Annotated in this window: 9 protein-coding genes and 1 tRNA gene; 6 read left to right on the top strand and 4 right to left on the bottom strand. The window is 44.6% G+C overall.

Annotated features, from left to right (window positions below):
• Nucleotides 1–11: 11 nt before the first annotated feature.
• The 6 genes from AB5123_RS04760 to rnr all read left to right on the top strand — a co-directional run bounded on the left by AB5123_RS04760 (nt 12) and on the right by rnr (nt 6,062).
• Complete coding sequence (locus AB5123_RS04760; protein ID WP_337812395.1) at nt 12–605, top strand: hypothetical protein; 594 nt, start codon at nt 12–14, stop codon at nt 603–605.
• An 86-nt stretch (nt 606–691) separates the two neighbouring features.
• Nucleotides 692–783 (top strand) — tRNA-Ser (locus tag AB5123_RS04755).
• Nucleotides 784–919: 136 nt separating this feature from the next.
• Complete coding sequence (locus tag AB5123_RS04750) at nt 920–2,086, top strand: serine hydrolase domain-containing protein (RefSeq protein WP_368364568.1); 1,167 nt, start codon at nt 920–922, stop codon at nt 2,084–2,086.
• An 18-nt stretch (nt 2,087–2,104) separates the two neighbouring features.
• Nucleotides 2,105–3,541 carry a DUF389 domain-containing protein gene (locus AB5123_RS04745; RefSeq protein ID WP_267301584.1) on the top strand — a complete coding sequence of 479 codons (1,437 nt, stop codon included), beginning with the start codon at nt 2,105–2,107 and terminating at the stop codon, nt 3,539–3,541.
• Nucleotides 3,542–3,625: 84 nt separating this feature from the next.
• The gene (gene secG / locus AB5123_RS04740) at nt 3,626–3,880 is read left to right on the top strand and encodes a preprotein translocase subunit SecG (protein ID WP_022287545.1); all 255 of its coding nucleotides are present in this window, start codon (nt 3,626–3,628) and stop codon (nt 3,878–3,880) included.
• A gap of 70 nt (nt 3,881–3,950) precedes the next feature.
• Nucleotides 3,951–6,062, top strand: a complete 2,112-nt coding sequence (gene rnr, locus AB5123_RS04735; protein ID WP_337811891.1) for a ribonuclease R — start codon at nt 3,951–3,953, stop codon at nt 6,060–6,062.
• Between the two features lie 375 nt (nt 6,063–6,437).
• On the opposite strand, the gene AB5123_RS04730 is transcribed toward rnr, so the two are convergent.
• The 4 genes from AB5123_RS04730 to AB5123_RS04715 all read right to left on the bottom strand — a co-directional run bounded on the left by AB5123_RS04730 (nt 6,438) and on the right by AB5123_RS04715 (nt 12,430).
• Nucleotides 6,438–8,849: a glycogen/starch/alpha-glucan phosphorylase gene (locus AB5123_RS04730; protein WP_022287542.1), complete on the bottom strand. Its 2,412-nt coding sequence runs from the start codon at nt 8,847–8,849 to the stop codon at nt 6,438–6,440.
• A 571-nt stretch (nt 8,850–9,420) separates the two neighbouring features.
• Nucleotides 9,421–10,326 carry a DUF368 domain-containing protein gene (locus AB5123_RS04725; RefSeq protein ID WP_368364567.1) on the bottom strand — a complete coding sequence of 302 codons (906 nt, stop codon included), beginning with the start codon at nt 10,324–10,326 and terminating at the stop codon, nt 9,421–9,423.
• Nucleotides 10,327–10,341: 15 nt separating this feature from the next.
• On the bottom strand, nt 10,342–11,235 hold the full coding sequence (locus AB5123_RS04720) for a hypothetical protein (protein WP_147343268.1): 894 nt from the start codon (nt 11,233–11,235) through the stop codon (nt 10,342–10,344).
• A 94-nt stretch (nt 11,236–11,329) separates the two neighbouring features.
• The gene (locus AB5123_RS04715; protein ID WP_278945496.1) at nt 11,330–12,430 is read right to left on the bottom strand and encodes a peptidoglycan bridge formation glycyltransferase FemA/FemB family protein; all 1,101 of its coding nucleotides are present in this window, start codon (nt 12,428–12,430) and stop codon (nt 11,330–11,332) included.
• Nucleotides 12,431–12,619: the final 189 nt, after the last annotated feature.

Raw genomic sequence — 12,619 nt, 5'->3', positions numbered from 1 at the left:
GGGTAACAAAAATGGGACGAGAAGTAGTATTTGCCAACATACGAAAAAGAATGATAGCAATGATAGTTGGCGGTGTGATACTCACGCTAATGGGTGGATTTATCTCATTTGCGGCGGTAGTAGCCGGTGAATACAGCGTATTGATACTTGGACTTTTTGCGCTTACGCCTGGTGTTATATTTCTTATATTTGGTACGTCACGGAGGACGCACCCTGAAAAGAGCGGCATATTCAAAGCCAATCCCGATCTTTTACAGCAGGCTGACGAGCTTTACGCCAACATACAATATCAGGACGATTATATTATCGTATCCGACAGGGTGCTTGCCAACAAGAAAGCGCCATTTCAGATGTGCTGGCGAGAGGAAGCCTACGGCATTTACCAGCACACAGCGAGTATGAATTTCATCAGCTACACCAACGAGATAATCGTCTGCACGAAGCACAAGAAGAATGTACTGCGTTTTAACGTATATGCCAAGGGCAAGGACACCGCCATGGGGCTTATGCAATTGCTTTCCCAATGTTGTCCCAACGCAATGGTGGGCTACACTCCTGAAACGCTTGCATATGTTAAGGAGATGCAGAGGCGTGCTCAGCAATAGATAATGGACAAGCTCTTTGTGCTTAAATTTGCACAAAGGGCTTGACTTTTTTTGCGATTACTTGTATAATAGTATAGTTGACACAAGGAGATGTACCCAAGTGGCTGAAGGGTCCGCACTCGAAATGCGGTAGTACGGCAAAACCGTAGCGAGAGTTCAAATCTCTCCATCTCCGCCAGCAGGGGCTTGCCCCTGCACCTAATTCCGCCTTACTGTGGTAGGGCGGATTTTTTTGTTGCCGCACAAAATCTTGCATTTCCACCCGAACTGTGTTATAATCCTATATATCAAACATCATAACACGGAGGTCTATCATGTACGAAAATTTTAAATATCTCGACGCTGTTGCACAAAAAGAGATAACCAAGGGTGTTTTCTCAGGCTCAGTTCTCAGCGTTATCCATAAAGGTGAAACGGTCTATCTCAAAAGCTTTGGTCTTGCTGACAAGGAGAAAAATATCCCTATGAAAACTGACAGCATTTTCAGACTTTTTTCTATGTCAAAGCCTGTCACAGCCGCTGCCACAATGATACTTATCGAGCGTGGCCTGCTCGACACTCGTCACCTGCTCAAGTGGTTTATCCCTGAGTTCTCCGACCCTGTGGTTCTTGATGAGAACGGTGAGTGTCCTGCTGACAGAGATATAACCATAGGCGACCTGCTCACCATGACTTCCGGTATTCCTTATCCTGACGACACTCCCGCAGGTCAGAAAATGGGTGCGCTTTGGGGCGAGCAGTCTGAAAAATATCTCAAAGGCGAAAAGCTTCTGGATACTGTGAGCTTCGCAAAGGAAATGGGCAAGCGTCCTCTTATGTTCTCCCCTGGTGAAAAGTGGATGTACGGTGCGTCTGCCGATATCATGGGTGCTGTTATCGAGGTGGTTTCTGGCATGAAGTTCGGAGATTTTCTTAGAAAAGAGATCTTTGAACCCCTCGGTATGGATGATACAGGCTTCTATATCCCAGCGGAAAAGTACAGCCGACTTGCCCAGTGTTATGAATACAAAAATGGCGGAAACGAGCCGTTCACTCACTTCCACCTTTGCCTTACTGATTACACTGTACCTCCTGCCTTTGAGTCGGGCGGAGCAGGTCTTGTTTCCACTGTAGAGGACTATGCAAAGTTTGCCAAAATGCTTATGAACAAGGGCGAGCTTGACGGCGTGAGGATACTCGGCAGAAACACGGTCGATTTCATGACAAGAAACGGTCTTACACCTGAACAGCGCAAGACCCTTAACTGGGACAGCACAAAGGGTCACGGCTACGGTAACTTCATGCGTATCCTTGAAGACCCTTCCACCGCAGGACTTATCCAGTCAGAAGGCTCTTTCGGCTGGGACGGCTGGATGGGCTGTTATTTCAGCATTGACCCAAAAGAACAGCTCTGCATACTATATTTTATCCAGCAGACAGGCGCAGGCACTACCGATTCTGCAAGGCGTTTGCAGAACATCGCATGGGGTGCAGTAAAATAAGCAGAGGAGGTCTGAGATTTGAAATTACAGGAAGGCAGATTTATACAAGGGCTTAGAAATATGTTCAGTCTGCGCTGGGATATGGCTAACCCTGATGAGATACATAATACGATAATATCTGGCGCAAAACTTCAGGGTACTAATATGTGTATCCTCATGCTTGCCATACTTATAGCTTCCATAGGTCTGAATATGAACTCCACCGCCGTTATAATCGGTGCTATGCTCATCTCACCTCTTATGGGCGGCATCACAGCCATAGGCTACGGAATCGCCACCAATGACCTGACTCTTTCAAAGGGTGCGGCAATAAGACTTGGCATACAGGTGGTCATTTGCCTTATCACCTCGACTATTTACTTTACTATCTCACCTATCACCACAGCCTCCTCCGAGCTTCTCGCCCGAACCACACCTACAGCGTGGGACGTTCTTATTGCCCTTTTTGGCGGACTTGCCGGCATAATAGGTCAGACCCGTAAGGAGAAAAGCAACGTTATCCCAGGCGTGGCTATCGCAACAGCACTCATGCCGCCTCTTTGTACCGCAGGCTACGGCTTGGCAAGACACCGCCTTGACTATTTCGGCGGAGCATTGTATCTCTTTTTCATAAACAGCTTTTTCATCTGCCTTGCGGCTATCGTTGTGCTGAAGCTTTTAAGGCTGCCTCATGGCAACGATATTTCCCCGAAGGCTTTGAAAAAGATACACAGAAATATCGCTTTTATCACAGTTATTACCATGCTGCCTAGTATTTATCTTGGCTATGATATTGTGAAAAAGACAATGGATAACAGCAGTGCAGAGAAGTTTATCACCGAGAATTTTGACTTTGACGGCACTCAGATAGTGCAGAAAACAATAGATACCGATAAACGTATGATAGAAGTGGCACTTCTTGGCAAGAAGATAAGCACTGCCGATACAAAGGCGCTTCAAAGCGAGCTGAAAGCTTTCGGATTGGGAGATTATAAGCTTGTGATAACACAGACCGAGGTGGAAAGCGGTGTTACCGCTGACGAGGTCGAAAAGATGCTTGAAAAGAATGCCGACGATGAGGAAACACAGAACAAGGTGGCACAGGTGCTTGCGCAGAAAGAAAACGACGACCTTAAAGCCGAGAATGAAAATCTGAAGGCACAGCTTGACAGCTATCAGAGCTATGATATCGACATGAGCGATATCGCCGAGGAGCTTGCTATCGTTTATCCAAACATAACAGGTGCGGCAGGCGGTCACATGAGCAGCCATTCAGTAGGCTCGCCCACAACAGTTAATGGCATAGCAGTGGTGCTATATGAGAACAAGGCTCTTACCGATGAACAGCTCAAAACTGTCACAGAGCTTCTGAAAAAACGTCTTGATGTGTCAAACGTCACAGTTATCCAGCAGGTGGAGAAGCAGAAAGATACTACCTCAAAGGCTGAAAGCACCGATAAAAAGAAAAAGAATTGAAAAAATTCTGAAAACCCCTTGCAATCTGAGAAGATGTGTGCTATAATATATTAAAATGTATAATTATGTTTTGGAGGAACAAAAATGAGCGTAATTGAGATCGTTGCAGGCGCACTGCTGATCGTAGCCAGCCTCGTTATCATACTTGTAGTTCTTGCGCAGGACACCAAAGAGCAGGGTCTTACATCTGCTATCGGCGGTGGATATAACGATTCTTTCTATGGAAAGAACGGTTCAAACACCAAGGACGCTAAGCTTAACAGACTGACAAGGATAAGTGCGATACTGATATTCGTGATAACTCTTGCTGTAAATATCATTTATCAGATCAAGAAATAATTGCCCGCCCTGCTCCGTGCAGGGCTTTTTCTTTTGGAAAGTAAAGTAACAGTAAAAAGAAAGGAAATTTATGAAGTTAGATTACAGAAAAATAATATACTCAAAATTAAAAAAAGCAGGCAAAAAGCCCCTGACTTTCAAAGAACTGCTGAGATCATGCAGAGGAAAGGGCTTTGAGTTTGAAAAATTCACAAAAGCCGTTGACAAAATGAAGAAAAATGGCGAGATAATGGAAGACAAATTCGGCATAAGGCTCGTTGACCCTAAGAAATTCGTCAAGTGCGAGGTGGTAAGGCTCAATAAGACCTACGGCTTTGTGAAAAATCTTGACACTGACGAGGAAATTTTTGTTGTGGGCAAGTATCTAAAAGGCGCAATGCCACACGATATCGTCCTTGTGAGAACCTTCAAGGGCGAGGGAGCTTGCACTGAGGGCGAGGTCATGAGCATTGTGGAGGAGAATTTTGCTAAGTTCACAGGGGAGCTTGTAAGCGAGTTCGGCGTGCTGAAAATCGTTCCTGATATGCTGTCAAAATATGCAATGACATTTGAGAACCCAATGCGTCTTGAGCTTCACGAGGGCGATAAGGTGGTGGCGCAGATCACAAAGCGTGGAAACAGGCACTCAGAACACGTCTGCGAGATAGTTTCAAGCTATGGAAGCTCCATGAAAGCCTCCGCCTGCGCAATGAGCGTCCTTGAGGTCAACGGTCTAACACCTGTTTTCCCAAGCGAGGTCATCTATGAAGCTAGGGAAGTGTCTGATTATTCAAGGATAAAAGATGAGATACCCAACCGCCTTGACCTCCGTGACAAGCCGATATTCACCATTGACGGCGCAGATACAAAGGATATCGACGACGCAATTTCTGTTGAACGAACCAAAACAGGTTATCTCCTTGGCGTTCATATCGCTGACGTTTCCCACTATGTTCAGCCAAAGTCACAACTGGATAACGAAGCTTTCAAACGTGGCACAAGCGTCTATTACGCAAACCGTGTTATACCAATGCTCCCTAAGGAGCTTTCAAACGGCATCTGCTCCCTTAATCCGAATGAGGACAGACTTGCGTTCTCATGTCTTTGTGAACTTGACAAGCAGGGCAATATCACAGACTATAAGTTTGCAAAAACTGTTATCCGCTCCCGTGTAAAGGGCGTTTATTCCGAGATAAATTCACTTTTGGCAGGCAGTGACGATGCTGAACTTAAAGAAAAGTATGCCGAGGTTTCAGATCAGCTTCCTATTATAAAAGAGCTTGCGGATATTTTGTATAAAAACAAGAAAAACCGTGGCTGTCCTGAGCTTGAAACCTCTGAGAGCAAGCTTATCATCAATGACGAGGATATCTGCGTGGGCGTTGAGAGGCGTACCCGTGGAAGAAGCGAGGAGATAATAGAGGACTTCATGCTTGTTGCAAACGAGTGTGCCGCAAGATTTGGCATGGATAATAACCTGCCGTTCGTTTATCGTATCCACGAAGAGCCGTCAGACGAAAAGCTTGAATCTCTGAGAGAAGCGCTTGTCAAGCTCAACGTCCAGTATAAGCTGGGCGAAAAGGCTTGCCCTGGGGATATGTCGGAGATACTCAAAGCCGCAAAGGGTACTGATATCGACCTTATCATGAACAATATCGTTCTGAGAAGTATGTCAAAGGCAAGATATTCCACTGAGCCTGTGGGTCACTTCGGACTTGCGCTGGAGGATTACGCCCACTTCACCTCGCCTATCAGACGTTACCCTGACCTGACTATCCATAGAATAATGTCAGCTTTTCTCAGTGGCAGCAGTGCAGAGGAGTGCGCCACAAAGTTCAACAAGTTCGTTAACGCCTCAGCCGATCAGTCCACAAAGACGGAGCTTACCGCAATGCAGGTGGAGCGAAGCTGTGAGGATTGCTACAAGGCTGAGTATATGAACGCTCATATCGGTGAGGAGTTTCAGGGAACAGTGGTTTCAGCCGTTGAGTTCGGTCTTTTTATCGCACTTCCTGACACCTGCGAGGGACTTCTTCACACGGACAATATGCCTGACGGTGAGTATGTATGCGACGATATGGTGAGCCTGAAAAACCTTACAAACGGCATGGAATATCGTGTGGGCGACCCTATCAGAATAAAGGTGATAAACGCAAATGTAAACTCCGGCAAGATAGATTTTGCACTTGCTGACGAGGACTAAATTAGAAATCAAAAGGACGGCGAAGAAAAGCCGTCCTTTTTTGTGTGTTAAAAAAATGTAGGGGCTGGCGCCCTCGACAGCCCGCCTTTCTCGCACGTCACTATTTATGTTGCTTTTCACATTGAATAAACATCGCACAAACAATGAGGGGCTGGCGCCCTCGACAGCCCGCTTTTCTCGCACGTCACTATTTATGTTGATTTTCACATTGTATAAACATCGCTCGAACCATGTAGAGGACGACGCCCTCGTCGTCCCGTTCCTTTCGCTCATCTTGTGGTCTTACAAATTTATCGTTTCATGAATTGCGTATATGTACAAAAAAATCGGACAGTCGCACCAAGCAACTGTCCGATAATTTTTTGTATTAATAAATTACTTTGAAAGACCCCAAATATCTCTAGCGTAGTCCTCAACAGAACGGTCTGCGGAGAAAATGCCGGCGCCTGCAATGTTTGCAAGGCTCATCTTCTGCCACTTTGTCTGATCCTTGTAGCACTCAGAAGCGTAAGCCTGTGCCTTCTGGTAAGAATCGAAGTCCTTGAGAGCCATGTATGGGTCAGAGTTCTTCAGGCTGTCAGCGATCTCGTTGAACTGCTGTCCGTTGATGCCGTACTGAAGTGTGTCGATAGCCTGCTTAACAACTGCGTTGGAGTTGTAGATGTCCATAGGCTTGTAGCCTGACTTGCAAGCGTTTACCTCGTCAACGTTCATACCGAAGATGATGATGTTGTCGTCGCCTACCTGCTCGTGTATCTCAACGTTTGCTCCGTCAAGAGTACCCAGTGTGATAGCACCGTTTATCATAAGCTTCATGTTACCTGTACCTGAAGCCTCTGTACCTGCCAGTGAGATCTGCTCAGAGATGTTTGCAGCTGGCATGAGTATCTCAGAAAGTGATACGTTGTAGTCCTCGAGGAAGATAACGTTGAGCTTCTCGTTGAGCTTCTTGTCCTTTTTCAGCTCCTGAGAAATGTTCCAGATAAGCTTGATGATCTGCTTTGCCATGTAGTAGCCAGGAGCAGCCTTTGCAGCAAAGATATATGTCTTTGGTACAAAATCAGCGTTTGGATTAGCCTTGAGGTAGTTGTACTGTGCTATGATGTTCAAAGCGTTGAGCTGCTGTCTCTTGTATTCGTGAAGTCTTTTTACCTGAACGTCAAAGATAGAGTCAGTGTTGAGAACAACGCCGTACTGATTCTTTACATACTTTGCAAAACTCTTTTTGTTGTCAAGCTTGATCTTTGCAAGTCTGTCAAGAACGTCCTTGTCGTCCTTGAATACAGCAAGCTTTGAAAGCTCAGCGGCATTCTTGAGGAAGCCGTCGCCTATCTTCTCGCAAAGAAGATCTGTCAGACCCTCGTTAGACTGATAAAGCCATCTTCTGTATGCGATACCGTTTGTAACGTTCTTGAACTTTGTTGGTGTGTCAAGATACTCGTCCTTGAATGTTTCTTTCTTGATGATCTCAGAGTGTATCTTTGCAACGCCGTTTACGCTGTGGCAAGCGTGTACGCAAAGTGTAGCCATTTTCACCTTGTTGTCCTCAACGATAGACATATGTGAAACCTTAGCCTGATCCTTGTATCTCTCCCAAAGATCCTTGCAGTAACGCTCGTTTATCTCGATAATGATAGAGAAGATTCTAGGGCAAACGCTCTTGAGGAGGTTGCAGTCCCACTTCTCCAAAGCCTCAGGCATTACAGTGTGGTTTGTGTATGCAAATGTGTTCGTAACGATGTGCCAAGCCTTGTCCCATGAATAGCCGCAATCATCAAGAAGAACTCTCATAAGCTCTGGGATAGCAAGTGTCGGGTGAGTATCGTTGATGTGGATAGCTACCTTTTCATGGAGATTGTCAAGTGTGCCGTAAACGCTCATGTGCTGATTTACGATATCGCCGATAGAAGCAGCGCAAAGGAAATACTGCTGTCTAAGTCTGAGTGACTTACCCTCTGCATGGTTGTCGTTAGGATAAAGCACCTTTGTGATAGCCTGTGAAATAATGTTCTTGCTAAGAGCCTTCTGATAGTCGCCCTGATTGAACATTGACATATCAAAGTCAGCCATTTCAGCTTTCCAAAGTCTGAGCTTTGAAACTGCCTCGCTGTTGTAGCCTGATACGAACAGATCGTATGGAACAGCCATAACTGATGTGTAGTTCTCGTGAGTTACGCAGTGATACTGATTGTCCCAGTATTCCTTAAGCTCGCCGTCAAAACGAACCTCGACAGCCTTTGACGGAACAGGAACGAGCCATACAGAGCCGCCTGGGAGCCAGTTGTCAGGAAGCTCGGTCTGCCAGCCGTCCTCCAGCTTCTGCTTGAAGATACCGTATTCATAGCAGATAGAATAGCCTGTAGCATGATAGCCGTCGGCAGCAAGAGCGTCAAGATAGCAGGCAGCAAGTCTTCCAAGACCACCGTTGCCAAGACCTGCGTCAGGCTCACACTCGTAAATGCCGTTTATAGAAATGCCCATGTCCTTAAGGACCTTTGTAGCCTGCTTCTGCATTTCAAGGTTATAAAGAGAAGTCTTAAGGCTTCTTCCCATAAGAAATTCCATTGAAAGATAGTAGACCTTCTTCTTGCCCTCAGACTGAGTTTTAACGGTGAACTTTCTTCTCTTAGCTTTAAGAATGCCTACAACGATCTTAGAAAGAGCCTCGTATACCTGCTGATCGGAAGCGTCCTCAGGTGTTGTCTGGAAATCGTTGTGAAGAACGTCAAGAAGCTTTTCTTTAAGTTCCTGCGTGGAAATTGTTTTTTCTACAGCACTATTTGCCATAAATCTTTACCTCCTATATACTTTCAAGTCGAGCTTTGCGCTCTGCACCTTTATTACTGTATTGGCGAAAACGTTTGAGAAATAAGGATAGTTTTCACCCGTTGGGGGAATAGCACGCCCCTGCTCCTGATAATTATACCACAAGCCGACAATTTTTGCAAGAAAAAATGCCAAACGCCCCTAAAATTTAAACACTTTTTACATAGGGCAGGCGTATGATTTGTAGAAATCATAGACGCTGATATGCTATTTCTGCAATAGCTGTCATATTATGTTTGGAATATAACACAGGATATAGTATTTACCTAATTTTATTATATGGTATAGTTGCATAATTGTCAAGGCGTTCAATTGTATAAAATGCTGATTTTGGAAGAATGAACAGCAAAAGGGGGCAGTAGGGGCGGTAGTTTTTATATAATCACAAGAATATGAATTTGCTAGGTGGGCATATAGTCCATACGATATGTGTTCAGAAAAAAGTGTACTTACGTTATTTGCAGCAAAAGGCTCAATTTCTATGATGCAGAAATTGAGCCTTTTTATATATTCGTTCGTTTTGATATAATATCTATTCTTCTTCTATCTTTTCTTCAGCCTTTGCAAGCTGTTTCTTGTCATACACGCTCTTTGCTACCTGAATACCGAACACGATCGCCGCACCGATGATAAAAAATACGATGCTGAATGTACTGAAGGTCATAGGGTCTTTAGGCTCTTTAAGCGTTGTAGGACCTATAACAATGGCGTACAGTGAGCCTATCATCATGCCGATAACGCAGTAGATAGTCTGGCTTCTGAACTTTTCAAGAGCCTTTTTGATAAGCCTGAGAGTAACGAAAACGCCGAGGATAATGCCGATACCCAAAGAGCAGAGAAGTCCGAAATACTCGAAATTCAGATGAAGGAACTCTTTTATTCCCGTGATAACAGGCATATAAAGACCGAATGTGAGAAGTATGGTGGAGCCTGAAATGCCGGGAAGCACCATTGCAGATATTGCGCACATTCCTGCAAGAACAACGAATATCACTGTGCCTATATTCATGTGAGAAACGTCAGCACCGCTGCCGGAGGGATTTATAAGGGAAATGCCCACAACGATAGCAATGCCGATAACAGCCCATATGATGTTGTAATATTTGCCCTTAATGCTCTCTTTTTCTTCCATTATCATGACCGGTATCGCCAGAATGATAAAGCCCAGAAACAGCGAGCTTACCTTGTAGATTCCGCTTTCAAACACGTTGGCAAGAACGCTTACTGCAAGAAGCATACCGATCACCCAGCCAATGCCAAGCTTTATAAGAAAGAAAAATGCTTTTTTACGCTTTGCATTGTCACGTCCCATAATGTCGTTAAGGGAATTTATGAAGCTGTCATAAAAACCTAGCAGGAATGCTATAGTTCCTCCCGAAACTCCCGGAACGCTGTCCGCAAGAGCCATGCAAAAGCCTCTGAGTGCGTTTATTATCATACTTGTTTCTATGCCTTAAAAGGCATATCCTCCTTCCGTGGTGTTGTCTGCTTTCGTATCAGCAGACTTTTCTTTTGTTCTGATGTAAGCTTTTTCTACCTGCGTCATCAGCTTTCCAAGCTGTGCTTCCTGCTTATCGTCACTAACGAGCGCCGCACTTTTTTCAGCCGAAGCCTTTGCCGATCTCACATCACCCTGAGCGAGAAAACACTCGCCCTTGTAAAGCTCACAGTTGCACCGAAGCGTCTTGTCAGCGTCACGGCTTTTCTCTGCGCTGTCAAAAAACTTCACCGCTGCTTCAAAGCGTTCGTTGAAATATTCTAGCAGACCAATGGTGAAAAGCATTTGCCCATTGCGTTTATCGAGAAGACCTCGCTTGAAGTAATGCTCTGCCGAAACAAATATCTCGTTTGCCTGAGAAATATCTCCTGACATGAGTCTGCCGTAAAGAAGCAGTTCAAAATACTTGTTCTGATCTGAGGGGGTAAGCTTATCAAAAGCTATACGGTCAAGTGTGAGAAAACAGTTTTCAAAGCGTTTTTCTGAAATGTAAACAGCGGCAAGCTTCAAAAGCCCGTGGCCCTTATCTTTGTTCTGCCTGAGAAGATATTTTTCAAGAAGCTCAAAATATTCGTCACAGCCGCCCTTTTTAGCGTAGAGCCTTTCGAGCTTTTTTATTTTGAAGACCCATATGAAAAGCCCTGCAAGCTCGACGATGCACAGGAATATAAGACAAAGAGGAAGCGCTCTCATAAAAACGTTTATGCAAAACTGCGCTCCATAGCGACAGCCCTTTGAAAGCCATGCAATGCACATCACAGCATAACTCAGCACCAGGCTCAATGCGGCAATGAGCCACAAGGTCCTTATAACGCCTTTATGCACCTTGCTCACCTCTTTGTAAATCATATCACATATAAGTAAAAATCAAATGTTGTCTGTGTAAAGAATGGGTAAAAATGTATAAACTGTTCAAAAATTTTTAAATTTAATCTATTGCCGTCTACTGCATATCCTTATTTCTGTTTTTGAGAAGCTTCTGTCTTTTGCGTTCGTGTCTGTCCATAACTATCTTTTCGCAGAAGTCTACGACTTTCTTCATGAAAGGCTTGAAAATGTAGAAAAATTCGCCCTCATAGGTAACGACCTCGCCGTTAAAGCCCTTTTTGAACTTGTATACGCCGTAGTTAGGGTTTGTTTCATCGTTGTAGAATGGTATGCCCTGAAAATCATAGATATAGTTTTTGCCCTCCAAAGCCCAGTTTATCATCGTCCACTGCATGAGATAGTTAGGGTAGAGGTTTCTGTGGTGGTTTGAGGAAGCACCATAAACATAGCAGGTCTTGCCTGCATACTGTGTTGTTACTGCACCTGACAACGGTATCTGCTTGCCGTCCTCGTCAACATAGCACATGAAAAGTCGGCAGTGTTCAGGACCAAGACCATTGAGCATTTTTACAAAATACTCCTTTGAACGGATAGAGAAGCCATCTCTGATACCTGTTGCCTGCATGAGAGGGTAGAAATCGTCAAGAGCCTCAGTGCCGCAAGCCTTGCAGTAAACGCCCTTTCTAGGGGCTTTTCTGATACGGTTTCTCCAGTCAGGCTTGAAAGTCGCCATGACCTCGTCAGGGGTCTTGCCCTCGATATTTCTGAGCATATAGTTATTACGAGCCTGAATAGTGGTCAGCTCAGCCGCCTTGTGTATGTGCTTGAAGCCCATGTCCTCGATAAGCTTTGTACACTTGTCGTCGCCCTCCTCGAAACAAGGGTCCCACATAAACTGGTAGCATTTGTATTTCTTTGCAAGCACCTTTACGCCTTCAAAAAGGTCGGTCATGACCTCTTTATCAGACCAGTCGCAAACAGGGCCATGAGGGGCATACATAAAAGTAACACCGAAAATAGGCACTTTTTTGATTATGATAAGGCAAGTTCCACGGATATTGCCGTCAGCGTCACGGGAGATAACAGCGTCCCAGCCCCAGTTGTCCTTTACTTTCGGCCATTTGAGGGATTGCATGAAATTGCCGTATTTGCTGGTGCTTGCGAACTGTTCATATTCTGCAAGGAGTTTTTCATCGGACTTATTGATTATTTCCATTTTATAAAGATCCTCTCTGTAAGAATTTTTCTGTTATTATGCACTATTTCATTTATTATACTACATATTACGGGAAAAATCAAGGGGGGAGGGGAGTTTAAGTGAGGAGTGAGTGTAGTGCTACAATAGATATTGGACAAAATTAAGAAAAAAGAAAAGAGAGATAGGCAAAAATCTGATAAAATAAAG

It is taken from the genome of Ruminococcus sp. RTP21204st1_B2_RTP21204_210225 (assembly GCF_040914135.1).
GTDB lineage: Bacteria > Bacillota > Clostridia > Oscillospirales > Ruminococcaceae > Hominimerdicola > Hominimerdicola aceti.
This window is presented reverse-complemented; position numbering and strand designations above follow the sequence as displayed.